Here is a 23,867-nt window from a genome sequence, read left to right as displayed (position 1 = left end):
GGGGGTGGGGCGGTGGTGAACGAGTTGCCGGTGGGGCGGCGGGTGGCGCAGTGGCGGGTCCGGCGGAACATGACGCAGCAGCAGTTCGCCGACCGGCTCGGCAGGTCGAAGAGTTGGGTGGACAAGGTCGAGCGCGGGGTACGCCGGTTGGAGCGGGTGTCGAGCCTGCGGGAGGTGGCGGCGGCGCTGCGTATCGACCTGGACGTGTTGCTGGCGGACCGGCCGGGGCAGCCGGACCGGGCCGCCGCCGGGGTGGCGGGGGTCCGCGCGGCCCTGGCCCGGTACCACGTGGCGGCCCCGCCCCGGGTGCCGGACGTGGCGGCGTTGCGGGCCCGGCTGGGCCACGCGGAGCAGAGCTACCGGCATGCCCGGTACCCGGAACTGCTGGCGCTGCTGCCGGGTCTGCTCGACGCGGTCCGCGCGGCGCAGGCGGCCCGCCCCGGCCCGGCCGTCGACGCCCTGCTGGTGCCGGTGTACGGGCTGGTCGCGCTGGCGCTGGTCAAGGTCGATCAGGGCGAGTTGGCGTGGCTGGCCGCCGACCGGGGTTTCGCGGTGGCCCTGGCCACGGACGACGCTCGGCTGGTCGCCGCCGCGACGGTACCGCTGACCCAGGCGCTGCGCTGCTGCGGACGGCGACGGTCGGCGATGGCAGCCGCCCTGGTCGCGGCGCACCGGGTCCGGCCCGCCGGGGCCGCCGCCCCGGGCGACGCCGCGCTGCGCGGGACGCTGCTGGTGCAGGCCGCTCTGGCCGCCGCCGGTCGGGGCGACGGGCGCAGCGCGGGGGAGTTGGTCGACCAGGCCGCCGAGGTCGCCCGGGGGCTGCCGGAGGGCGGCGGCTTCGGCCCCGCGTCCGTCGGGGCGGCCCGGGTGGTGGTCGCGGTGTTCCTGGGGGACGCCGGCACGGCGACGGTACGCCACGAGCGGTGGGTGGCCGGGGACGGCGGGCGGTGGCTGCCGCCCGAGCACCGGGCCGCGTACCTGCTCGACGTCGCCCGCGCGTACGCCCGCGCCGGTGACCTGCGCCGGGCCGGCCGTACCCTGCTCGACGCCGAGCGGACCGCCCGCAGCGAGGTCCACCACCGGCCGGCGGTACGGGACCTGGTCGCCGTGGTGGCGCGCTCCGGCACCGCCCCCGCCGACCTGACCCGCCTCGCCGCCACCCTCCGCGTCACCTGACCCGCCGCGCCGGCTGCCCGCCCGGCTCGCCGCCGCTGTCCTCGTGAGCCGGGGTGTTAAGAAGGGGCCCCTGCTCTACCGGAAGCGTTAACAGGGGGCCCTTCCTTACCCGTGGAGCGTGCGGTAGAGGTCGAGGGTGCGGGTGGCGATGGCGTCCCAGGAGAAGTGCTCGACGGCGCGGCGGCGACCGGCCTTGCCGAGGGTGGCGGTCGTCGACGGGTCGGCGAGGAGGGTGGTGATCGAGGCGGCCAGGTCGGCGACGAACTGCGCCGGGTCCAGCGGGGTGCCGCTGCCGTCGGCGGCCTGTTCGATGGGGACCAGCAGGCCGGTCTCGCCGTGCGCGACGACCTCGGGGATGCCCCCGGTGGCGGTCGCCACCACCGCCGTCTCGCAGGCCATCGCCTCCAGGTTGACGATCCCCATCGGCTCGTAGACGGAGGGGCAGACGAAGACCGTGGCGTGGGTGAGCACCTGGATCACCTCGGGCTTGGGCAGCATCTCGGCCACCCAGACCACCCCGGTACGGGTGGCCCGCAGCTCGGCCACCAGGCCCTCCACCTCGGCGGCGATCTCCGGGGTGTCGGGTGCGCCGGCCAGCAGCACGAGCTGGGTGTCGGCGGGCAGCTCGCGGGCCGCCCGCAGCAGGTACGGCAGGCCCTTCTGCCGGGTGATCCGGCCGACGTAGACCACGCTGGGCCGGGCCGGGTCGACGCCGAGTCGGGTCAGCACGTTGGTGCCGTGGTCCGGGGCGTACTGGGCGGTGTCGATGCCGTTGTGCACCACGTGCACCCGGTCCGGGTCCACCGCCGGGTACGCGGCCAGCACGTCCCGGCGCATCCCGGCGCTGACCGCGATCACCGCGTCGGCCGCCTCGTACGCGGTGCGCTCGATCCAGGAGGAGAGGGCGTACCCGCCGCCGAGCTGTTCGGCCTTCCACGGGCGCAGCGGCTCCAGGCTGTGCGCGGTGATCACGTGCGGCACCCCGTGCAGCAGTTTCGCGGTGTGCCCGGCGAGGTTGGCGTACCAGGTGTGGCTGTGCACCACGTCGGTGCCGGCGCAGGCCGCCGCCATCTCCAGGTCGACCCCCATGGTGCGCAGCGCGGCGTTCGCCCCGGCCAGCCCCGCCGGTTCGGGGTACGCGGTGACCCCCGGCTCGTCGCGCGGCGCGCCGAAGCAGTGCACCCGGACGTCGGTGAGCCGGCGCAGCTCGCGGGCCAGGTACTCGACGTGCACCCCGGCCCCGCCGTACACCTCCGGCGGGTACTCCCGGGTCAGCAGATCGACGCGCGGCGGTGAGGAGTCGGTCATGACCCCGCACCCTAGTGCAGAAGACTGGTCGTACGAGTGGTGAAGTCGGACGCGGGTGGTTAGCGTCTGACCATGGCTGCGAAGGTGCTTGCGATCGTCCTGGCGGGAGGCGAGGGGAAGCGCCTCATGCCGTTGACCACCGACCGGGCCAAACCCGCCGTGCCCTTCGGCGGAATGTACCGGATGGTGGATTTCGTGCTCTCCAACCTGGCGAACGCCGGGTACCTCAAGATCGTCGTGTTGACCCAGTACAAGTCCCACTCACTGGACCGGCACGTCAGCATGACCTGGCGGATGTCGACCCTGCTCGGCAACTACGTCACGCCGGTGCCGGCGCAGCAGCGCCGGGGGCCGTGGTGGTTCGCCGGCTCGGCCGACGCGATCTACCAGAGCTTCAACCTGATCCACGACGAGCAGCCGGACTACGTGATCGTCTTCGGCGCGGACCACATCTACCGGATGGACCCCCGGCAGATGGTGGACGCGCACATCGCCTCCGGCGCCGGGGTGACCGTGGCCGGCATCCGCCAGCCGCTGTCCAGCGCCGACCAGTTCGGGGTGATCGAGGTGGCCGAGGACGGCCGGCGGATCCGGGCCTTCCGGGAGAAGCCCACCGACGCGGTCGGCCTGCCCGACGCCCCCGACCAGATCTACGCCTCGATGGGCAACTACGTCTTCACCACCAAGGCGCTGCTGGACGCGGTGGAGACCGACGCCGAGGACAAGACCAGCAAGCACGACATGGGCGGCAGCATCATCCCGATGCTGGTCGAGCGGGGCGAGGCCAACGTCTACGACTTCCGCGACAACGAGGTGCCCGGCAGCGACGACCGGGACCGGGGCTACTGGCGGGACGTGGGGACGCTCGACTCGTACTACGACGCGCACATGGACCTGATCAACGTCCACCCCATGTTCAACCTCTACAACTTCGAGTGGCCGATCTACACCGGGCTGCAGCCGTACCCGCCGGCGAAGTTCGTGCACCAGTGGGGGGAGCGGGTCGGCCGGGCGGTCGCCTCGATGGTCTCGCCCGGCGCGGTGATCTCCGGCTCGCTGGTGGAGAACTCGGTCGTCTCGCCCAAGGTCAAGGTGCACTCGTGGGCGCACGTGGACGGTGCGGTGCTGATGGAGGGGGTGGACATCGGCCGGCACGCGGTGGTCCGCCGGGCCATCCTCGACAAGAACGTGGTCGTGCCCGAGGGCGCGGAGATCGGTGTCGACCTGGAGCGGGACCGGCAGCGCTACACCGTGTCCGACAATGGCATCGTGGTGATCGGCAAGGGCCAACGCGTCGAGCCGTGAGCCACCACCCGGCCCGCCCGGCGGCCCGCCGCCCGGCCCGGCCGGGCCGTCAGGCATGACCCCGGCCGCCGCCGGGAAAGCCCCAGCGTCCGTGCGCCGATCAGGAGGTACCCCGACGTGGCCCATCCCCGTGCCGGCCAGCCCGCCCAGCCCGCCGACCTGGTCGACGTGCCGAGGCTGGTGACCGCCTACTACGCCGAGCACCCCGACCCGGACGACCCGGCGCAGCAGGTGTCCTTCGGCACCTCCGGGCACCGGGGCTCCAGCCTGAAGCGGGCCTTCAACGAGCGGCACATCCTGGCGGTCACCCAGGCGCTGGTCGACTACCGCCGCGCGCACGGCGTCGACGGGCCGCTCTTCCTCGGCCGGGACACCCACGCGCTCTCCGCGCCGGCCACGGTCAGCACGCTGGAGGTGCTCGCCGCCAACGACGTCACCGTGCTGGTGGACAGCCGGGACGGGTACACCCCCACCCCGGCGCTGTCGCACGCGATCCTGACGCACAACCGGGGCCGCTCCACCGGCCTCGCCGACGGCATCGTGATCACCCCGTCGCACAACCCGCCCGACGACGGCGGGTTCAAGTACAACCCCACCCACGGCGGTCCGGCCGACACCGACGCGACCCGGTGGATCCAGGACCGGGCGAACGCGATCCTGGCCGCCGGGCTCACCGGGGTCAAACGCATCCCGTACGCGCGGGCCCGTGCCGCCGACACCACCGGGGAGTACGACTTCCTCGCCGGGTACGTCGACGACCTGCCGGCCGTGCTCGACCTCGACGCGATCCGCGACGCCGGGGTCCGCATCGGCGCGGACCCGCTCGGCGGGGCGAGCGTGGCGTACTGGGGGGAGATCGCGCAGCGGCACCGCCTCGACCTGACGGTGATCAACCCGACCGTCGACCCGACCTGGCGGTTCATGACCCTGGACGGCGACGGGAAGATCCGGATGGACTGCTCCTCGCCGAACGCGATGGCCTCGCTGATCGCCGCCCGGGACGCGTACCAGGTCTCCACCGGCAACGACGCCGACGCCGACCGGCACGGCGTCGTCACCCCCGACGGCGGCCTGCTCAACCCCAACCACTACCTGGCGGTGGCGATCGGCCACCTGTTCCGCACCCGGGACCGGTGGGACGCGCGGGCGGCGGTCGGCAAGACGCTGGTCTCCTCCTCGATGATCGACCGGGTCGCCGCCGACCTGGGGCGGCCGTTGCTGGAGGTGCCGGTCGGGTTCAAGTGGTTCGTCCCCGGCCTGCTCGACGGCACGGTCGGCTTCGGTGGCGAGGAGAGCGCCGGCGCGTCCTTCCTGCGCCGCGACGGCGGCACCTGGACCACCGACAAGGACGGCATCCTGCTCTGCCTGCTCGCCGCCGAGATCGTCGCCAGCACCGGGCGGAGCCCGAGCGAGCACTACGCCGAGCTGGCCGGGCGCTTCGGGGCCCCCGCGTACGCCCGGATCGACGCCCCGGCCGACCGGGCGCAGAAGGCCGCGCTGGCCAAGCTCTCCCCGGCGCAGGTGACCGCGTCCGAGCTGGCCGGTGAGCCGATCACCGCGACCCTCACCACCGCGCCGGGCAACGGCGCGTCGATCGGTGGGCTCAAGGTGACCACCGAGTCGGGTTGGTTCGCCGCCCGCCCCTCCGGCACCGAGGACGTGTACAAGATCTACGCCGAGTCGTTCCAGGGGCCGGAGCACCTGGCCCGCATCCAGGCGGAGGCGAAGGACCTGGTCGACGAGGTGCTGGCGAAGGCCTGAAACGACCCGTCGCCCGCCCCGTCTGTCGGGGCGGGCGACGCGCTGTATCGGATGCCGGCGGGTGCGTCGGCGGTGCGCAGACCGCCGACGCGCCCTGCGGTGCTACTGCCGGGAACCGCCGGTGAGGTGGGCCAGCGACCGGGCGACCAGGTCGTCCCGGGCCGCCGGGGCCAGCCCCTCCAGGCCGAAGCCCAGGTAGACGGTGTCCTCGGTGACCACCACCGCGCCCTCCTCGAACGCCTGCTGGCTGCGCGTCCAGTCGTTCGCGCCGGGCGCGGAGCCGGCCGGCGGCCCGCTCACCGTCCAGCCGCCCAGGTCGGCCTCCTCGAAGGACGTCTCCGACACCACCGTGCCGTCGACGATCACCCGGGCGTCGTCCAGGAAGACGCCGAGGCCCTGCGTCGCCCAGTCGGAGACGTACGTGATGGCGATCTCCACCCGCTTGCCGGCGTACGCCGACAGGTCGACGGAGAACTCCTGCCAGCCGCCGGAGGCGCCGGTGGCCGCGTGCCAGGCACCGGTGGTGCCGGTGGGGGAGCAGTCCGCGCCCTGGTAGTGGGCGAGGAACGGGTGCAGCTCGTTCGCCCAGCCCGAGGCGCAGCTCTCCCCGGTGTCCTGGCTGGTGTGGCCGTTGCGGTCCGGCAACGTGGTCCAGGTGTCGGTGCCCACCTCGTGCGCCTCCACGATCATGAAGTCCCACTCGGGCTCGATGTCGTACGAGGTGTAGAAGCGCAGCTCACCGCTGGTGGCCGAGGTCAGGTCGACGGTCTTGCTGAGCCGCTTGTACGCCTCGTCGGCCCGCCCGCTGTAGAGGTACCAGTCCCCGGTGCGCGGGTCGAACGGCGCGGCCCCGGGCCGGTTCCAGTCCACCGTCGCCGAGCTGGCGAACTGCGGGAACCGGTCCGGCGGCAGGAAGCTCGACGTGGACAGGAACGAGGCGGTGTGGTCCTGGTTGCCCGCCGAGCCGGGCGCGTTCAACTGCCCGGTGAACCCGGTGAACGCCCCGGCCGCGCCGCTGACCGGGTACGGCGTGCCGTCCGGGTCGGTGCCGCCGTCGCTGACGTAGTTGTACGCCCCCAGGTAGTACTGCTGGAAGTCGTTCAGCAGCGGCAGGCAGGTGGTGTCGTCCGGGTCGGTGCACTCGGTCGTGCCCTCCGGCCGGTACATGTACGAGCCGTTCGCCGACTGGGCGAACAGCGCGTACTTGCCGCTGACCAGGACCTTGCCGCCCTCGTTGAGGTAGTCGCGCACGGCCAGTTCGGTCTCCAGCGCCGCCCGCGCGGCGGTGCCGGCGACCTGGCCGGGGGAGCGCAGGATGACGTCGTCACCGGTCTCCCAGACCACCGCCTGGTAGTGCGACAGCACGCCCAGCGGGTGCGGCGCCTTGCGGCCCATCACGTCGAAGTCGTACACGTCGCTGGTACGGCCCGCCTTCGTCAACGAGGCGGCGATCTCGTCGGCGTACTTCGCGGTGGTGCCGGTCTGCGCCGGGCTCAGCCCGGTCACGTCCTCGACCGCGAGGACGAGCACGTCCCCGCCGATGTCCCCGTGCACCCGGTAGGTGAAGCGTTCACTGGCGACCGGCCCGGTGCGGGGCTTGGTGCCGGTGAACCACACCTCGACCCGGTCGCCCGGCTTGGTGCCGCGCACCGTGCCCCGGAACTCGCCGTAGTACTTGTCGTGGGTGTCGCCGTACCGCTCGCCGCCGCGCCACTCGCGGACCGGGCTGGTCTTCGGCCGGCCGCCGTTGACCACGTAGTGCATCTGGACGTTCTTCAGCGACCGCCGGATGTTCGACGCGACCTGCTGGGTGCGCCCGTACGAGGTGTCGAAGGAGTCGACCACGAAGTCGGGGGTGGTGTGCCCGAGCACCGACACCGGCTCGTCCGGGGTGGCCGCCGAGTTCGCCACCGAGAGGGCGAACGGGATGTTCTTGGCCACCTCGGCCGCGATCAGCCGCTCGTCGTCGGGGAAGATGAAGCCGCTGACGCAGTCCTCCGGCCGCCACTGGTCGTCCGGGTCGGAGGCCGCCGCCGCCTCGCAGGTCGACATCTCCGGGGTGAAGCCCAGGGTGCCGTGCCGCACGGTGGCGTGGCTGTCGGTGTCGCCGTTGGTGGTGTACAGCTCGGCGGAGAGGTCCGGGTCGTACCCGGGCACCGCCGGGTTCGCGTCGTCACCGGCCAGCGCCCGGTAGATGACGTCGTCCGGGCTGGGGGTGCTGACCTGCCAGCCGATGCCGTACAGCAGCAGCTCCGCCGCCGAGTGGTAGTTGATGAAGTACTCGAAGCCCACCCGCTGGAAGAGCTGGTTGAGCGCCTTGGTCTCCGGCTCCGAGTTGGGGCCGGGGCCCCGGTACGTCTCGCTCGACGGCTCCGGCGAGGAGCCCTCGTCGTCGTACCCCCACTTGGTGGCGAAGTTGCGGTTGAGGTCGACGCCGTCGACGCTGGTGATCTGCCCGTCGCCGTCGTTGTCGCGCAGGTTCTTGCGCCACAGCCGGTTGCCCGGGGTGAAGGTGTGGTCGTAGCCGTCCGGGTTGATCACCGGCAGGAACCACAGCTCGGTGGTGTCCAGCAGGCGGGTGATCGCCGGATCGGTGCCGTAGTTGTCGAGCACGTGGTGCATCAGCCGGCGGGTCATCTCCGGGGTGATCCACTCGCGGGCGTGCTGGGTGCTGCCGTACAGCACGGCCGGCCGTTTGCCGTCCGGCACCGTCCGGGCGTTCTTGGTGACCTTCACCGCCAGGATCGGCTTGCCCTGCACGGACCGGCCGATGGTCTCCAGCTTGGTCAGCTTCGGGTGGCGGGCGACGGTGGCGGTGATCTCGTCCCGGATGCCCCCCGGCTCACTGTAGGACCGGAACGCCGTCCAGCCGGCCGCCGACTGCTCGCGCAACGCCTGGGCGGCGTCCTTGCCCCGGACCTTCTTGACGTCGAGCCGGACGCCCTGGCCGGCGAGGCGGGCCGCCTCCCGTTCGGTCAGCACGGTCTCGACCCGGGTCCGCCCGGCGGCGTCGGTGCCCCGGCGGGCGTGCCCGAGGTCGGCGCCGGTGGCCCGCAGCTTCTCCACCTGCCCCGCGTCGAGTGTGCCGACGTACACCTGCAGGCTGTCGCGCCCGCCCGCCTCGGACGGGGGTCGTGCGCTCGCCGGAGCGGTCAGCACGAGCGCGCCGACCAGAGTGACCACGCCGGCGGTCGCCAGCCTCGTTGGTCTCATCGCATCTCCTTCGATGGAAACACTCGTAGCGGGGAGCCTGCTGGGCGTGGCCACCGCTGTCAATGGTGGTGATCGATCATTTGCCCGACACCGCGATCCCGTCGGCGGGAACGTCCTCGTCGGAGCGTGTCCCCGGTCGGCGCGGATCGTTCTGACTAGGTGGACGACGGCAGGGGACGGGACGCGGCACCGGGGCGGGGGACACTGTCCCCTCCGGCCCCGCCGGTCGGCGGCGGCGCACGCCGGGAGGGCACCGGCCGGCTGCTGCGCCGCTATCCGGTCAGCATCGCCCTGCTCGCCCCGTTCGCGCTGCTCGTCCTGCCGATGGCGATCGTCAACCAGAACCCGCAGACCGGGTTCATCCTGCGGCTGGTGGGACTTGCGCTGCTGGGCAGCGCCTCGGTGGAGACGCTCGGCCTGCTCTTCGGCAGCCCCGACCCGCAGTGGCGGCGCGGCCTGCGCGACGCCAACGCGCAGTACCCCCGGCTCTACCTGGTGGCGCGGCTGGTCGCGCTGACGAGCATCGTGGCCAACCTCGCCGGGGCGTACACCGGGCGGGGCACCATCGTCGCCCAGCTCTCCGGTACGGTTCCCGACTCGACCGTCGGGGCGGTGGCCTCCCTCTTCTCCGGCTGGGGCGCGCTCGGCTTCGCGCTGCTGGTCGCCAGTCACGTCGGCGGCCACCTGGCCCGGTCCCGGCTGTACGGCTGGCTGGCGGCGCTCACCGCCGCCCAGGCGCTGCTGGCGGCCATGACGGCCATCTCCGCGCCGCTGTTCGGGTTCGTCTTCTTCGTGGCCGCCGCCGGGGCCGTCTGCGGCATCTTCCGGCTGCGGTACCTGGTCGTCGGCGTGCTGGTGGTCTTCCTGCTCTGGCCGACCATGTTCGACTACCGCAACTCCATCCGGGAGGCCCGGGGCGTCGCGGTGACCAGCGGGTCGACGGCGGCCGACCGGCTGCGCCTGGACCGGCAGATCGGTGCCGTCGCCGGCTACGACGTCCCGGTCGACCTGGACCAGCCCGGCTTCAGCGACCACCTCCGGTACGGCGTGGTGCCCCGCGCGCTCGACCCCGACCGGCCGCCCATCTCCACCGGGCAGCAGATCAACCGGTACCTCGGCGGCACCACCACCTCGGCGTTCACCTTCCTGGCGCTGGGCAACATCTGGTTCTTCGAGGGGCCGGTCGGGGTGGTGGTCTTCTACGCCGTCTGGGCTGCCGTGGTGGTGCTGCTGCTGCGCTGGCGGGGCGCGCCCGGCCCGGCCCGGTTGAGCCTGCTCTGCTTCGTCCTGGCCGACCCGCTGCTGTGGTCGGCCACCTACCCCGACGCGTCGATCAGCTTCATCCAGCACGTCGTCTCGGCGGTGCCGGTCTTCCTCGTGCTGTGGTTGACCCGCCGCCGGCCGGACCCCGGGTGGAGCCGGATCGGGCCCGGTCCCGCCGGTCGGCCCCGCGGACCGGCGGGCGCGCTGCCGTGACGGCGGGTGCGGGCCCGGTCCGCGTCGTCGCCCGGCTGGGTGCGGCGGCCGGCCGGCTCCGGCACCGCCGGGCCCCGCTCGCCCTGGTCGTCGGTGGGCTCTCCAGCGCCGGCAACTTCCTGCTCGCGGTCACCGTCACGCGGCTGGAGACGGTGGGCGGGGTGGGCCGGTTCGCGGTGGCCTTCTCGTTCTACGTCCTCGTCTCCGGGCTGGTCCGGGCGATGGTGACCGACACGGTGCTGGCCGCGGCGGCGGGGGCGGCCCCGGCCGCCCGGCGGGCGACCCTGGTGGGGGTCGTGGCCGGAGGGCTCGTGCTGGCCGCCGGGGCGGCCACCGGCTCGCGGTACCTGCTCCTCGCCGGCGCGGCCCTGCCCGGCCTGGTCCTCTACGACCACGCCAAGGCGGTCGCGCTGGGCGTCGGCGCGCCCCGCCGGGCGCTGCGCCAGGAGGGCGCCTGGGCGGCGCTCACCGTCCTCGCCGTCCTGCCCGGCCTGCTGCGGCTGGTCGGCCCGGAGACGGTCTTCGCGGGCTGGGCGGTCGGCGGCGCGCTGCTCGGCCTGGTGGCCGCCGGGCGGCGCGGGTACGGACTGCTGCCCGGGTGGTCCGCCGGCCGGACGGAGACCCGTACCGCGCTGGGGTTCGGGGCGCAGTTCCTGGTCACCACCGGCTCGGCGCAGCTCGCGCTGACCGCGATGGCGGGCCTGGCCGGCACGGCCGTGGTGGGGGCGCTGAGCGCCGGCCGGACCATCCTCGGGCCGGTGAACCTGGTGGTGTCCACCGCCTCGACGCTGATCCTGCCCCACCTGGCCCGGACCCGGGACGCGACCACGGCCGTCCGTACCCGGGCCGCCGTCCGGCTGGTCCTGCTCGTCACCGCCGGGGCGCTGCCGATGGCGCTGGCGGTCGCCCTGCTGCCCGACGGCGTCGGCACGGCGCTGCTGGGCGCCAACTGGGCGCTGGCCCAGGGCCTGTTGCCGCTGCTGGCGCTGGAGAGCCTGCTGGCCGTCCCCGCCGCGGTGGGTTTCGCCGGGCTGCGGATCGAGCGGGCGTCCGGCCGGGCGGTGGTCGTCGGCGTCGTGCTCGGGGTGCTGCGGGTGCCGGTGGTCGTCGCCGGGGCCGTCCTGGTCGGCGCCGGCGGCGCGGCGGTGGCGCTGGTGGTGATGGCCCTGCTCAGTGCGCTCGCGTGGGGGCGCAGCTACCAGCTCCTGCTGCGTCGCCGGGCGGCGGAGCGGCCCCTCGTGGCGCAGCCTGCCTGAGCGCGGCGCGGACCCGCTCGACCACCGTCTTGACCTCCGGCTCGCCCAGGTCGGCGTAGGTCGGCAGGTTGATGCCGCGCCGGCTCAGGTCGGTGGTCACCGGGCAGTCGGCGGTCGGGTCGTGGTGCGCGGGGAGCTGCGGGATCGGCACGAAGAATGGGCGGGTCTCCACCCCGAGCCGGTCCAGCGCGCGGGCCAGCTCGTCCCGGTACGTGCCGTCGCCGGCCGGGCCGACCAGGAAGGACGCCATCCACGGCGCGCGACGGACCCCGGCGGCGACCGGTTGGGGTCGCAGCGCCGGCTCGTCGGCGAGCTGCTCCTCGTAGCCGGCGAGCACCCGGTCCCGGGCGGCGATGATCTCGTCGGCCCGGTCGAGCTGGGCACAGAGCAGCGCGGCGGCGAGGTTCGTCATCCGGTAGTTGTAGCCGAGCACCGGGAACCAGTACCGCCGCTGCGGGTCCATGCCCTGGTTGCGCAGCAGGCGCATCCGGTCGGCCAGCGCGGGGTCCGAGGTGGTCACGCAGCCGCCCTCGCCGGAGGTGATCACCTTGTTGCCGAAGAAGGAGAACGTCGTGGCGTCGGCGAGCGACCCGGTGGGCCGGCCGTGCAGGGTGGCCCCGAACGACTCCGCCGCGTCGGCCACCAGCAGCAGGCCGTGCCGGTCGCAGAGGTCGCGCAGGGCCGGGTAGTCGGCGGGGTGGCCGTACAGGTCGACGGCGATCACCGCCCGGGTGCGCGGGCCGATCGCCGCCCGGACGGCGGCGGGGTCGACGCACCAGGTCTGCGGCAGCACGTCCACGCAGACCGCGCGGGCGCCGCAGTAGGCCACCGCGTTCGCGGTCGCCACGTAGGTCAGCGCGGGGACGACGACCTCGTCCCCGGGCCCGATGCCGGCGGCGGCGAGGACCAGGTGCAGGGCGACCGTGCCGTTGCCGGTCGCCAGCGTGGCCCCGGCCGCGCAGCGGGCGCCGAAGCGCTCCTCGAAGGCCCGCAGGTACGGGCCCTGGGAGGAGATCCAGCCGCTGCGCAGCGCGTCGAGCAGGTACCGCTCCTCCAGGTCGGTGAGGCTCGGTCGGGCCACCGGGAACCGCTGCGCCGGGTCGCTCACCGGGTACCTCCGGCGGCCAGCGTGGCGGCGAACGTGGAGCGGGGCATCGGCCCGGGGCGGCCCTCGGCCACCCAGCGCAGCACGTCGGCGTAGTCGCGTCCGGTCGCCACCCAGGTACGGCGGGCCAGCCGGTCGTCGGCGCGCAGCGACGCGGCGGCGTAGTGCGCCCGGTCGGCCAGCAGGCGGCGGACCGCGTCGGCCAGCGAGGCCGGGTCCGTGGACCGGAACACCGCGGCCTCCGCGCCGGTGAACTCCAGTTGGGCGCGCAGCGGCTCGGCGTCCGCGCAGGCGACCGGCAGGCCCCAGCTGAACGCCTCCAGCATCGCCCCGCTGGCGGCCTCCCAGAGCGAGGGCACCACCACCGCGTCGGCGCGGGCGTAGATGGCGTTCAGCTCGTCGAGGGTGACGAAACCGGGGAACGACACCCGGCCGCGCAGGTCGGGCTGGGCGGCCCGGGCGAGCAGCCGGCTCGCCTCCGGCTCGACCAGCGGGCCGGGGCAGATCAGCCGGTGGTCGGGCAGCAGCGCCATCGCCTCCAGCAGGGTCGCGTGGTTCTTGTGCGCCGCCGTGGAGGACGGGTACACCAGCAGGCCCGGCTCGGGACGCGCGGTCGAGCGGTCCGGCGCGGACTGGAACGTCGGCGGCGGGATCAGTGCGATCCGCTCCGCCGCCTCGGGGAACATGGCCAGCGCCTCCTGGTACGGGTGCGGCCAGGAGACCACCACGGCCGCCGCGCGGGCCACGTTCGCCCGGATCACCGCCTCGTAGCCGGGGGCGTGGAACGCGGCGTGCAGGTGCCGCAGGTCGTGCAGGACGACGACCCCCGCGTCGCCCCGGATCGGTGCGCAGTGGAACGGGAACAGCACCGCGTCCGCCTCGCCGTGCCCGGTCCGCGCCCGTTGCCGGACCGCGTTGACCGTGCGCCGGACGACCAGCGAGTCGCGGACCCGGTCCGGCGTGAAGCGGCGCAGCACCCGGCCGTACCGGTTGTCGGAGCGCAGCGGCATGCCGACCTCGGCCCAGGTGATCCGGTCGGTGGGGACCCGGTCGCGCCACTCGTCGGCGGTGCCGCGCAGCACGGTCACCCGCAGGTCGAGCGGGGTGCCGGCGGCCAGCCCGTCGAGCAGGCCGTAGGTGAACGCCTCCAGCCCGGCGGCGTGGCCGGGGCGGATCGGGGTGGCCTCGACGGTGATCCTCATCGGTCCACCCGGACCAGCCGGCCCATCCGCTCGTCGTCGAGGAGTTGGCGGTCGGCGTCCACCATCACCCGGACCAGGTCGGTGAAGAGCGTCTTCGGCGCCCAGCCCAGGGTGCGCCGGGCCTTGCCGTAGTCGCCGATGAGCGAGTCGACCTCGGCCGGCCGGAAGTACCGGGGATCGATCACCACGTGGTCGCGCCAGTCGAGGCCGACGTGGGCGAAGGCGGCCTCGACGAACTCGCGGACGGTGTGCCCCTCGCCGGTGGCGACGACGTAGTCGTCGGGCCGGTCCTGCTGGAGCGCCAGCCACATCGCCTCGACGTACTCCGGGGCGTAGCCCCAGTCCCGCACCGCGTCGAGGTTGCCCAGGTAGAGCGTGTCCTGGATGCCCGCCTCGATCCGGGCCACCGCCCGGGTGATCTTGCGGGTGACGAAGTTCTCGCCCCGGCGGGGACTCTCGTGGTTGAACAGGATGCCGTTGGCGCAGTACATGCCCCAGGACTCGCGGTAGTTCACCGCCGACCAGTAGGCGTAGACCTTCGCGCAGGCGTACGGGCTGCGGGGGTGGAACGGGGAGTCCTCGCGTTGCGGGGGCGGCGTCGAGCCGAACATCTCCGAGGAGGACGCCTGGTAGAAGCGGCAGCCGACGTCGGCGGCGCGGGCGGCCTCCAGCATCCGCAGCGCGCCCAGCCCGGTGACGTCGGCGGTGTAGCCGGGGATGTCGAAGGAGACCCGCACGTGGCTCTGCGCGCCGAGGTTGTAGATCTCGTCGGGCCGGACGTCGCGGATCAACGCGGTCAGCGAGGCCGGGTCGGACAGGTCGCTGTAGTGCAGGAACAGCCGGGCGTCGCCGGCCCTCGGGTGGACGTCGACGCGGTCGATCCGTTCGGTGTTGAAGGTGGACGACCGTCGCTTGATCCCGTGCACCGTGTAGCCCTTGTCGAGCAGGAGTTCCGACAGGTAACTGCCGTCCTGCCCGGTGATGCCGGAGATGAGCGCGACTCGTGACATGTGGTCCCTCTCGTGGTGTCGCCGGGGCGGTCCACGCCGGGACCGGAGACGTCGGCGACGAACCGGAACAGTCCTCCGCATCGTTATACCGGACATAAGCGGTGGATCATGAAGTTTCATGTATTTAAGAGTTAGGCACTTTTATGTCGTCGGAAAAGGGTCACCGGTGCGGCGTCCGATCGTTGGGCCGGGCGGTGCTGCGACCCACCCGAGGAGCGACGATGGCCCACCACACCGCCCCCGGTGCGACCACGGCCGGCCGGCCGGCCGGCACCGGCGCGCCGACCTTCCGGGCCCTCGTCACCGCGGGGTACTTCACCCCGGGCTGGCGGGCCGGTGGCCCCATCCGGTCGATCGCCGAGATGCTCGCCAGTACGGCCGACGACATCGAGGTCACCCTGGTCACCCGCGACCACGACCTCGGCGCGGCAACCCCCTACCCCGGGCTCTCCGGCCGCTGGGTCCGCCACGGCCGGGCGGACGTCTTCTACCTCGACGCCCGGCGCCCCGCCCACTGGCGTCCGCTCTGGCGGCGGCTGCGGGCCGACCGGTACGACCTGCTCTACGTCAACAGCGTCTGGTCGACGTACTCGATCCTGCCGATCGTGGCGGTGCGGCTCGGCCTGCTCCGGGCGGACCGGATCCTGGTCGCGCCCCGGGGCGAGTTCGGCGCGGGCGCGCTCGGGTTGAAGAGTGCCAAGAAACGGCTCTTCCTGGCCGGCTGGCGTTGGCTGCTGGCCGGGCCGCGGGTGCTCTGGCATGCCACCACCCCCGCCGAGGCCGCCGACATCCGGCGGGTGCTGCCCCGGGCCCGGATCGGCGTGGTGGCCGTGGGTGGCCGGGGCCCGGAGCCGACCCCCGTGCCGGACGGACCGCCCCCGGCCGGCCCGGCGCGGCTGGTCTTCATCGGGCGGATCTCCCCGATGAAGAACCTCGACCTCGTCCTCTCCGCGCTCGCCCACGTCCCCGGCCCGGTGCACCTCGACATCTACGGCCCGGAGGAGGACCAGGCGTACTGGCGTCGGTGCCGGGCGCTCGCCGCCGCGCTGCCCGCGTCGACCTCGGTCACCCACCGGGGCGTGCTCCTGCCCGACGAGGTGTGTGCCACCTTCGCCCGCTACGACGCCTTCGTCCTGCCCACCCGGGGCGAGAACTTCGGCCACGTGATCGCGGAGAGCCTCTCCGCCCACTGCCCGGTGATCTGTTCGGACCGGACGCCCTGGACGGAGGTGCTGCGCGACGGCGGGGGGTGGGTCGTCCGCGAGCTGACCCCGGCGGCGTTGGCGACGGAGATCGCCCGGGTGGCCGCCGCGTCGCCGGCCCGGCGGCGGGCGGACCGGCTCGCCGCCGGCGCGGCCTACCGGCGGTGGCGGGACCGGCAGGAGGAGGTCAGCGTCCTGGACCTGGCCCGCCGGGCGATCCACGACCCGACGCCGCTGCCCACCGCCCCCTGACGCCCACCCGCCCGGCCGGCGGGGCCGTGCGCCGGCCCGGCCGTCCGGGCGGATGGGCCGTGCGACGGCCCCGTGACCTCGCCGCTCAGCTCCGGCCGGGCACCGCCGCCGGCCGGGTCACCGGCAGGCCCCAGTCCCGGGCCGCCCGGTGCAGCCGCTCGATCATCGTGGGCCAGGCCGGTGGCCGGTACCCGGTCCTCGCCCGCAGCGCCGCCGCCGACAACGAGCGGTCACAGCGCAGGGCGTCCGACGGCTCGATCCGGCCCGGCCAGCCGTACACCTCGGCGACCAGCCGGAGCAGGTCGTACTTGGTGATCGGGTCGGCGGCGACGTGCCAGAGCCCGCTCAGGTCGGGGCGGGGCAGCACCACCGTCCGCAGCAGCGCGGCGAACTCCACAGTGGTCACCCCACTGTAGACCGCCCCGGTGAAGCCGTTCACCGTGCCCCGCTGACTGAGGAACCAGTCCACCAGGGAGCGGGCGCTGCCCACCTCGTGACCGATGATCGAGGTGCGCAGCGTCAACGCCGGTCCCGTCGTCGTCTCACCGAGCAGCTTCGCCCGCCCGTACAGGTCCTCCGGGTCGGGGACGTCGGTCTCGGCGTACCCGCCCCGGCTGCCGGAGAAGACACAGTCCGTGCCGACCTGGATCAGCCGGGCGCCCTGCCGGGCACACTCGCCGGCCAGCAGGTGAGGGAAGAGCGCGTTCACGGCGATCGTGGTGCTCGGGTCCGCCACCTCCGGCCGTTGCTTGATCACCCCGACGCAGTTGACCACCACGGCGGGGCGGAGCAGGGCGAGGATCGGGCGTACCGCGCCGGGCGCGGTGACGTCCACCCCCGGCACGATCCGGTCGGCCAGGTGCGCCGGGAACATCGCCCGCGCCCTCCCGGCGTCCCGCGCGGTACCGTGCACGTCCAGTTCCTCGGCGCCGCTCAGCTCGCGCAGCAGGGTGTGCCCGAGCATCCCGGTCACCCCGAGGATCAGCACCCGCTGCCTCACCGGACACCCCCCAACCGCCAGGACCGTCCCCGCTGCCGGCCGTCGGCGGCGCGGCGCACCAGGTCGGCCAGCCGCCGGGAGTTGATCTCCTCGCTGAGGTGGTCGAGGTAGTACGCGCGGCCGGCCGCGCCCATCTCCCGCAGCCGCTGCCGGGGCAGGGCGGCGGCCTCGCGGATCCGCGCGGCCAGCGCGACCGGGTCGCCGGGCGGTGAGCTGAACCCGGCCCCCGCCTCGTGCACCACGTGGGCGGCGTCGCCGGGCGCGCAGGTGAGGACGGGCTGGGCGCAGGCCAGGATGGACTGCACCTTGCTCGGCAGGGTCACCCGGAACAGGTCCTGGTCGGCCAGGGAGACCAGGTGCAGGTCCGCCGCGGCCATCAGGGCGGGCATCCGCTCCGGCTCGACCGGGTCCACGAAGTGGACGGTCCGTAGCCCGGAGTCCGCCGCCAGGTCGCGCAGCACCGGCTTGTCGATGCCGTCGCCGACGAGGACCAGGTGCGCCCGGGGCAGGTCGGCCAGTTCCCGCATCGCCCGTACCGCGACGTCGAGGTTCTGCGCGGCGCCGTGGTTGCCCGCGTACATCAGCACGAAGTCGTCGGCGGTGAGCCCGAGCCAGGAGCGCAGCACCGGGTCGGGCTCGCTCGGCCGCATCACCTTCTCGTCGGTCCAGTTGTAGACCACCGACACCTTCTCCGCCGGCACGCCCCGGGAGACCAGGGTGTCGCGCATGCCCGGCGAGGTGGCGGTGACGTGGCTCGCCCACCGGTACGTCTGGTTGGTGAACCAGGTCAGCCCGGGTTCGGCGACCCGCCGGGCCAGCCCGTCGGTGAGGAACCCGGTGGCGAAGACCGAGTCCGGCCAGACGTCCATCACCATCAGCACGTACGGCAGGCCCCAGCGCAGCCGGGCCAACATCCCGGCCACCCCCACCGTCGCCGGTGAGGAGTAGACGACCGCCACGTCGGCCCGGCGCAGCAGGCCGGAGCCGAGGGTCGACGAGGAGGCGGCGTAGCTGGCGTAGTTGGCGACCCGGCGCAGGGCCGAGTGGTCGTGGCTCGGGTAGAGCGGGTGGCGGTACACCCGCAGTCCCTCCCGCGTCTCCACCGAGCGGTGCCACGGCGAGTAGCCGGGATGGACCTCGCCGGTCGGGTAGTTGGGCACCCCGGTCAGCACCTTGACGGGCAGCCCCTGGCGGCTCAGTGAGCGGGCCACCCAGACCGGGGTGGTGGTCGGCTCCGGCGCGAACCACTGGGAGACGAAGACGACCCGGGGCTCCCCGCCGGTCTCCATCCCGATCATCGCCGGCCCACCACGGTCAGCTCCGGCGCGGGATCCAGGTGCGCCCGGATCTCGGGCAGGCCGAGCAGCAGGGACATCACCTCCGGCACGGTCAGCCGCAGGGTGTTGTCGGAGGTGTAGTCCGACCGGTGGTCGCTGGTCGGGTCGCCCTCCTCGACGTAGAGCGAGTAGTTCAGGTCGCGGCTGTCGATGGGCACCCGCAGGAAGTCGCCGAAGTCCTCGGCGCGGGCCAGCTCCTCGTGGCTGGCCAGCGTCTCGTACATCTTCTCGCCGTGCCGCAGGCCCAGCACGTCGAACTTGGCGGGCACCTCGAACAGGTTGCACAGGGCGGTCGCCAGGTCCCCGATGGTGCAGGCGGCGGCCTTGCGGATGAACACGTCCCCGGGCTGGCCGTACTCGAAGGCGTGCTCGACCAGTTCCACCGAGTCGACCAGGGACATCAGGAAGCGGGTCATCGTCGGCTCGGTGACGGTCAGCGGCACGCCGCTGCGGATCTGGTCGACGAACAGGGGGATGACCGATCCGCGCGAGCACATCACGTTGCCGTACCGCACCGAGCAGACCCGGGTCCGGGCGCCCGGGTTGTTGCGCACGTGGGCTTGGGCGACCTTCTCCATCAGGGCCTTGGTCATCCCCATCGCGTTGACCGGGTAGACCGCCTTGTCGGTGCTGAGGAAGACCAGGGCGGAGACCGCGTTGCGTTCGCAGGCGTCCACGACGTTGGCGCTGCCCAGCACGTTGGTGCGGACCGCCTCCAGGGGGAAGAACTCGCAGGACGGCACCTGCTTGAGCGCGGCGGCGTGGAAGACGTACTCCACGCCCCGGGTCGCCTTGGTGACGGTGTCCAGGTCCCGGACGTCGCCGACGTAGAACCGGACCCGGTCGTCGCGCAGCCGGATCCGCATGGCCTCCTGCTTGGCCTCGTCCCGGCTGAGCACCCGTACCTCCGCCGCGCCGGCGTCGAGCAGGCGCGCCACCATCGTCTGGCCGAAGGAACCGGTCCCGCCGGTGATCAGGACGCGTCGGTCCGCGAGTGAGGACGACACATCTCCTCCTGTCTGTCCCGCCGGCACGACGGGAGGTAGGGGACGGGGGACGAGGGGTGGGCAGCCCGGTGAACGGACCGTCGTCACATATAACAACCAAAATGCCGGGAGAGACGCCTATTTGGACTAAAACCGAAATATGCTGGCGGGCCGTCACGCTCCGGTGGCCCCCGTCGTTGCTCCGCACGGAGACCTCGTGCGGCACCCCGCCCACGTCGACACGGTCCCCAGCCGTGAGGAGGGCGTCGCATGACCCGGGTGATGACCGTCGTCGGGACCAGGCCGGAGATCATCCGCCTGGCCCGGGTGATCGACCTGCTCGACCGGACCGTCGACCACACCCTGGTGCACACCGGGCAGAACTGGGACCCGGCGCTGTCCGACGTCTTCTTCACCGAGCTGGGTGTGCGCCCGCCGGACCGGTTCCTGCGGGTGGACACCCGGTCGCTCGGCACCGTCCTCGGCGACGTCCTGGTCGGCACCGAGCAGGCCGTCGCCGAGTGCCGCCCGGACGCGCTGCTGGTCCTCGGCGACACGAACAGCGCGATCTCGGCGCTGATGGCCCGCCGGATGAAGGTGCCCGTGTACCACATGGAGGCGGGCAACCGGTGCTTCGACCTGAACGTGCCCGAGGAGACCAACCGTAGGGTGATCGACCACGTCGCCGACTTCAACCTGGTCTACTCCGAGCACGCCCGGCGCAACCTGCTCGCCGAGGGGCTGCACCCGCGCCGCATCCTGCACACCGGCTCGCCCATGCGCGAGGTGCTCGACCACTACCGGCCGCAGATCGACCGCTCCACCGTGCTGGCCCGGCTCGAACTCGACCCCGGCGGGTACGTCGTGGTCAGCGCCCACCGCGAGGAGAACGTCGACCAACCGGACCGGCTGCGCCGCCTGCTGGACTGCCTGCGGGCGGTCCGGGACGAGTGGCGGCTGCCGCTGCTGGTCTCCACCCATCCCCGGACCCGCAAGCGGCTGGAGGCGCTCGCCGTCGGCGACAGCCACCTCGACGGGATCGCCTTCCACGAGCCGTTCGGCTTCTTCGACTACGTCATGCTGCAACGCCACGCCCACTGCACGCTCTCCGACAGCGGCACGGTGAGCGAGGAGGCGGCCATCCTCGGGTTCCCGGCCGTGACCCTGCGGGAGTCCATCGAACGACCGGAGGCGTTGGACACCGGGGCCGTCATCATGACCGGGCTGGACCCGGCCGGCGTGGTGGAGGCCGTCCGGGTCGCCGTCGGGCACGCCGTCACCGGGCCGGCCTCCTGCCCCGCCGACTACCAGGTGCCGGACACCTCCCGCCGGGTCGTCGACTTCATCCTGTCGACCGTGCGGCGGCACCACGACTGGGCGGGCATCCGCCGCTGACCGGCCGGCTCACCGGGCCGGCACCCCCTTGACCACCGCCCCGGCCGGGACGTCCCGGGTCACGCAGGCACCGGCGCCCACGACGGCGTCCCGTCCGACGGCGCGGTGCGGCAGCACCGCGGCGGTGGTGCCGACCAGGACGCCCTCCGCCAGCCGGCAGTAGCCGGAGACGGCGGCCAGCGGGTGGACCGAGACGAAGTCACCCAGTTCGGTGTCGTGCCCCACGGTGCAGTTCTGGTTGAGGTGCACGTGCCGGCCCAGGACCACGTTGGTGGTCACCCGGGCGCCACCGGCGGCGACCAGCCCCTCCTGGAAGACGCAGTCCGGCCCGATCTCCGCGTTCGGGTGCAGCACCGTCGCGGCCGGCAGGCCGTACCGCCGGACACTGTTGTCGGTCTCCCGGCGCAACCGGGGCTCGCCCACGCCGAGGACGAGGTGGGTGCTGGGTGGCTGACCGGCCAGCCAGCGGGTCGGGCCGAGGAAGGGCACGCCGAGGCGGTGCACCAGCTTGACCCCGGACTCGGTCGGGTAGTCGTCGACGAAGCCGAGGACCCGCCAGACGGCCTCGTCGCCGGCCCGCGCGTTGACCGCCCGGATCATGCCGAACACCTCGCGGCCCATCCCGCCGCAGCCCACGATCACCACATCGGTCGTCATCCGCGCTCCCTCCGGGCCGCCCGCCGGCCCCCTCCTCTGAACGGTCCCGGCCGCCACCGGTGACGATCGGTGCGGGGTTGATGGTAATTGCGAATCTTAATCCTGTTTCTACCTCTTTGGGTGTTTCACCGACCATGGGGCGGTTGATCCGCCAGGATGAGGCCAGGTGACCGGTTTCCCCCCAGACGGAGGCATGGACACGTCCATGGGTACGACAACAGACCACACGGCGGTGTCCCGCCCATACGACCGGATCAAGCGGACACTCGACATCGTCCTCGCCGCGCTCCTGCTCATCCTGCTCGCCCCGGTGATGGCCGTGGTGGCCCTGGTGGTGCTGGTGACACTCGGCCGGCCGGTGCTCTTCCGGCACACCCGGCCCGGCCGGCACGGCGAGCTGTTCGACCTGGTCAAGTTCCGCAGCATGCGGCACGCCGACCCCGACCGGGGGCTGGTCACCGACGCCGACCGGCTCACCCGGGTCGGCGCCTGGCTACGGGCCAGCAGCCTCGACGAGCTGCCCGAGCTGTGGAACGTGCTGCGGGGCGAGATGAGCCTGGTCGGGCCCCGCCCGCACCTGGTGAGCTACCTCGACCGCTACACGCCGCAGCAGGCCCGCCGGCACGACGTCCGTCCGGGGATCACCGGCCTGGCCCAGGTACGCGGGCGCAACTCGCTGACCTGGGAGGAGAAGTTCGGCTACGACATCGAGTACGTCGACAACCGCTGTCTCGGGCTGGACCTGCGGATCCTGGCCGCGACCGTACGGGTGGTGCTGAAGCGGGAGGGGATCTCCGCGCCGGGCACCGTCACCTGGCACGAGTTCATGGGCTCCACCGCCGGTGACGTGGCCGACCGGCAGCCCGTCGAGGCCGTCGCGTCCCGGTCCACGGCCTGACCGGGGCGACCGCCGTGCCGGCCCACCCGACGATCCTGCTCTTCGGCGCCTCCGGGTTCCTCGGTGGCGCGGTGCACCGGGCCCTCGCCGCGCGGGCCCACGTGGTGGCGCCGGCCCGGCGGGAGTGCGACCTGGTCGCCGCCACCCCGGCGGAGCTGGCGGCGCTGCTGACCCGGGTACGGCCGCAGGCGCTGGTCGTCTGCGCGGGCCCGATCGTCGGCTCGGCGGACGACTTCACGCGCGCGTACCCGGTGGTGACCGGGAAGCTGCTCGGCGCGCTGGCCGCCGCCGCGCCGCGCGCCCGGCTGGTCCGGCTCGGCTCGGCCGCCGAGTACGGCGTGGTGGCCGCCGGGCACCGGGTCGCCGAGACCGACCCCGCCCGCCCGGTCAGCGACTACGGCCGCAGCCAGTTCGCCGCCACCGGCCTGGTCGAGTCCGCCGGCCCGGACGTGGACGCCGTGGTGCTGCGGGTGTTCAACCCGGTGGGGCCCGGCCTGTCCGAGGGCAACCTGCTGGGCCGGGCGGCGACCCTGGTCGGCGCGGCGGTGGCCCGGGGTGACCCGGCGGTGGAACTCCCGCTCGACGCCGCCCACCGGGACTTCGTGGACGTCCGGGACGTCGCGCGGGCCGTGGTGGCGGCGGTGCACGCCGACCGGCTGCCCCACCGGGTGTACAACGTGGGCAGCGGGACCGCCGTGGCGGTGGCCGACGCGGTACGGCACCTCGCCGACCTGGCCGGGTACGCGGGCGGGTTCACCGACGGCCGTCGGGTCACCGGCACCGACCGCTCCTCGGCGGTGCCCTGGATGTGCGCCGACGTGTCCCGGGCCGGGCGGGACCTGGACTGGTGGCCGGAGCACACCCTGACCGACTCGCTCGCCGCCCTCTGGGCCGCCCGGGACGACCAGGGCCAGCGGGTCACCGCACCGTCCTGACACCGTCAGGGTGCTTGGGGTCCGACCGGATGACGGGTGACGGGCGGCGGGCGGTGGTCAGCCCTCGGCGAGGCGGCGGTCGAGTAGCGCCCGCAGCGGGATGGACTCGCCGTCCCGGCCGCCGGCCCCGATCACCAGCGGCGCCGGGGACGGTCGGGGGACCGCCCCGAACAGGCGGGCGCGCAGGCTCGGCGGCACCAGCAGCAGGTAGAAGCGGCCCTCGGCGTCCACCGCCCGGGTGCGGGCCCGGTCGACGTACCAGCCGGTCAGCGGGGTGCGGTACCGGCCGTGCCCGTCGTGGCCGTGGGCGACCAGCCGGGTGGTGGGCAGCCCCCGGCGGACCGCCTCGGCGGCGAACTCGGCGACCAGCCGGGCCGCCTCCGCCTGCTCGTC

General features: G+C 73.9%; 19 protein-coding genes. 9 read left to right on the top strand and 10 right to left on the bottom strand.

Translation table 11 applies throughout. The features are described from left to right. Positions 1-1,176, top strand: a 1,176-nt coding sequence (locus AWW66_RS23925) for a helix-turn-helix domain-containing protein (protein WP_342671938.1), incomplete at its 5' end; no start/stop codon positions are given. A 105-nt stretch (positions 1,177-1,281) separates the two neighbouring features. On the opposite strand, the gene glgA is transcribed toward AWW66_RS23925, so the two are convergent. Next, entirely contained in the window at positions 1,282-2,484 is a 1,203-nt protein-coding gene (glgA, locus tag AWW66_RS23920) for a glycogen synthase (RefSeq protein ID WP_067370719.1), read from the bottom strand. Between the two features lie 72 nt (positions 2,485-2,556). On the opposite strand from glgA, the gene glgC reads away from it, so the two are divergent. Both glgC and pgm read left to right on the top strand, forming a co-directional pair. Beyond that, positions 2,557-3,789, top strand: coding sequence for a glucose-1-phosphate adenylyltransferase (glgC, locus tag AWW66_RS23915; protein WP_067370717.1), 1,233 nt, complete (start codon positions 2,557-2,559; stop codon positions 3,787-3,789). Positions 3,790-3,906: 117 nt separating this feature from the next. After that, positions 3,907-5,550, top strand: coding sequence for a phosphoglucomutase (alpha-D-glucose-1,6-bisphosphate-dependent) (pgm, locus tag AWW66_RS23910; RefSeq protein ID WP_067370715.1), 1,644 nt, complete (start codon positions 3,907-3,909; stop codon positions 5,548-5,550). A 102-nt stretch (positions 5,551-5,652) separates the two neighbouring features. Here pgm and AWW66_RS23905 read toward each other — a convergent pair whose 3' ends face one another. Further along, the gene (locus AWW66_RS23905) at positions 5,653-8,763 is read right to left on the bottom strand and encodes a M14 family metallopeptidase (RefSeq protein WP_067370712.1); all 3,111 of its coding nucleotides are present in this window, start codon (positions 8,761-8,763) and stop codon (positions 5,653-5,655) included. A gap of 159 nt (positions 8,764-8,922) precedes the next feature. Between AWW66_RS23905 and AWW66_RS23900 the strand changes: the two genes are divergently transcribed. Further along, complete coding sequence (locus AWW66_RS23900; RefSeq protein ID WP_067370708.1) at positions 8,923-10,239, top strand: hypothetical protein; 1,317 nt, start codon at positions 8,923-8,925, stop codon at positions 10,237-10,239. Then, entirely contained in the window at positions 10,236-11,495 is a 1,260-nt protein-coding gene (locus tag AWW66_RS23895) for an MATE family efflux transporter (RefSeq protein WP_157527796.1), read from the top strand. Before AWW66_RS23900 ends, AWW66_RS23895 begins: the two co-directional genes overlap by 4 nt. Here the strand turns inward: AWW66_RS23895 and AWW66_RS23890 are convergent. From AWW66_RS23890 to gmd, 3 genes are read right to left on the bottom strand one after another with little or no spacing between them, the layout of a single operon-like run. Continuing rightward, positions 11,410-12,603 (bottom strand): DegT/DnrJ/EryC1/StrS family aminotransferase, encoded by a 1,194-nt coding sequence (locus tag AWW66_RS23890; protein ID WP_067370704.1) that lies wholly within the window; start codon positions 12,601-12,603, stop codon positions 11,410-11,412. The genes AWW66_RS23895 and AWW66_RS23890 overlap by 86 nt on opposite strands. Next, entirely contained in the window at positions 12,600-13,802 is a 1,203-nt protein-coding gene (locus AWW66_RS23885; protein ID WP_067370701.1) for a glycosyltransferase, read from the bottom strand. Before AWW66_RS23885 ends, AWW66_RS23890 begins: the two co-directional genes overlap by 4 nt. Beyond that, entirely contained in the window at positions 13,799-14,812 is a 1,014-nt protein-coding gene (gmd, locus tag AWW66_RS23880; protein WP_067370698.1) for a GDP-mannose 4,6-dehydratase, read from the bottom strand. Before gmd ends, AWW66_RS23885 begins: the two co-directional genes overlap by 4 nt. Before the next feature lie 221 nt (positions 14,813-15,033). Here gmd and AWW66_RS23875 point away from each other — a divergent pair, with 221 nt between their 5' ends. Beyond that, positions 15,034-16,266 carry a glycosyltransferase gene (locus AWW66_RS23875; protein WP_083978851.1) on the top strand — a complete coding sequence of 411 codons (1,233 nt, stop codon included), beginning with the start codon at positions 15,034-15,036 and terminating at the stop codon, positions 16,264-16,266. 85 nt (positions 16,267-16,351) lie between these two features. Here AWW66_RS23875 and AWW66_RS23870 read toward each other — a convergent pair whose 3' ends face one another. From AWW66_RS23870 to AWW66_RS23860, 3 genes are read right to left on the bottom strand one after another with little or no spacing between them, the layout of a single operon-like run. Next, positions 16,352-17,266: a dTDP-4-dehydrorhamnose reductase family protein gene (locus AWW66_RS23870; protein ID WP_211272079.1), complete on the bottom strand. Its 915-nt coding sequence runs from the start codon at positions 17,264-17,266 to the stop codon at positions 16,352-16,354. After that, positions 17,263-18,564: a glycosyltransferase family 4 protein gene (locus AWW66_RS23865; protein ID WP_067370695.1), complete on the bottom strand. Its 1,302-nt coding sequence runs from the start codon at positions 18,562-18,564 to the stop codon at positions 17,263-17,265. Before AWW66_RS23865 ends, AWW66_RS23870 begins: the two co-directional genes overlap by 4 nt. Continuing rightward, a complete protein-coding gene (locus AWW66_RS23860) occupies positions 18,561-19,610 on the bottom strand; it encodes a polysaccharide biosynthesis protein (RefSeq protein WP_083978849.1) in 1,050 nt (349 codons plus the stop codon). Before AWW66_RS23860 ends, AWW66_RS23865 begins: the two co-directional genes overlap by 4 nt. A gap of 249 nt (positions 19,611-19,859) precedes the next feature. Between AWW66_RS23860 and wecB the strand changes: the two genes are divergently transcribed. Further along, a complete protein-coding gene (gene wecB / locus AWW66_RS23855; protein ID WP_067370692.1) occupies positions 19,860-20,984 on the top strand; it encodes a non-hydrolyzing UDP-N-acetylglucosamine 2-epimerase in 1,125 nt (374 codons plus the stop codon). 9 nt (positions 20,985-20,993) lie between these two features. On the opposite strand, the gene AWW66_RS23850 is transcribed toward wecB, so the two are convergent. Then, positions 20,994-21,641: a NeuD/PglB/VioB family sugar acetyltransferase gene (locus AWW66_RS23850; RefSeq protein ID WP_067370690.1), complete on the bottom strand. Its 648-nt coding sequence runs from the start codon at positions 21,639-21,641 to the stop codon at positions 20,994-20,996. 205 nt (positions 21,642-21,846) lie between these two features. On the opposite strand from AWW66_RS23850, the gene AWW66_RS23845 reads away from it, so the two are divergent. Together AWW66_RS23845 and AWW66_RS23840 are read left to right on the top strand one after the other, a co-directional pair. Next, a complete protein-coding gene (locus AWW66_RS23845; RefSeq protein ID WP_067370688.1) occupies positions 21,847-22,539 on the top strand; it encodes a sugar transferase in 693 nt (230 codons plus the stop codon). A 14-nt stretch (positions 22,540-22,553) separates the two neighbouring features. Beyond that, on the top strand, positions 22,554-23,474 hold the full coding sequence (locus AWW66_RS23840; protein WP_245648458.1) for an NAD-dependent epimerase/dehydratase family protein: 921 nt from the start codon (positions 22,554-22,556) through the stop codon (positions 23,472-23,474). Between the two features lie 57 nt (positions 23,475-23,531). Here AWW66_RS23840 and AWW66_RS23835 read toward each other — a convergent pair. Next, positions 23,532-23,867, bottom strand: a 336-nt coding sequence (locus tag AWW66_RS23835) for a hypothetical protein (protein ID WP_067370685.1), incomplete at its 5' end; no start/stop codon positions are given.

Source organism: Micromonospora rosaria, from assembly GCF_001567585.1.
GTDB lineage: Bacteria > Actinomycetota > Actinomycetes > Mycobacteriales > Micromonosporaceae > Micromonospora > Micromonospora rosaria.
This window is presented reverse-complemented; position numbering and strand designations above follow the sequence as displayed.

Excerpts from the sequence above, each read along its gene's own strand:
- glgA (WP_067370719.1), bottom strand. The coding sequence starts at position 2,484 with ATGACCGACTCCTCACCGCCGCGCGTCGATCTGCTGACCCGGGAGTAC.
- glgC (WP_067370717.1), top strand. The coding sequence starts at position 2,557 with ATGGCTGCGAAGGTGCTTGCGATCGTCCTGGCGGGAGGCGAGGGGAAG.
- AWW66_RS23905 (WP_067370712.1), bottom strand. The coding sequence starts at position 8,763 with ATGAGACCAACGAGGCTGGCGACCGCCGGCGTGGTCACTCTGGTCGGC.
- AWW66_RS23885 (WP_067370701.1), bottom strand. The coding sequence starts at position 13,802 with ATGAGGATCACCGTCGAGGCCACCCCGATCCGCCCCGGCCACGCCGCC.
- gmd (WP_067370698.1), bottom strand. The coding sequence starts at position 14,812 with ATGTCACGAGTCGCGCTCATCTCCGGCATCACCGGGCAGGACGGCAGT.
- AWW66_RS23875 (WP_083978851.1), top strand. The coding sequence starts at position 15,034 with ATGGCCCACCACACCGCCCCCGGTGCGACCACGGCCGGCCGGCCGGCC.
- AWW66_RS23865 (WP_067370695.1), bottom strand. The coding sequence starts at position 18,564 with ATGATCGGGATGGAGACCGGCGGGGAGCCCCGGGTCGTCTTCGTCTCC.
- wecB (WP_067370692.1), top strand. The coding sequence starts at position 19,860 with ATGACCCGGGTGATGACCGTCGTCGGGACCAGGCCGGAGATCATCCGC.
- AWW66_RS23850 (WP_067370690.1), bottom strand. The coding sequence starts at position 21,641 with ATGACGACCGATGTGGTGATCGTGGGCTGCGGCGGGATGGGCCGCGAG.
- AWW66_RS23845 (WP_067370688.1), top strand. The coding sequence starts at position 21,847 with ATGGGTACGACAACAGACCACACGGCGGTGTCCCGCCCATACGACCGG.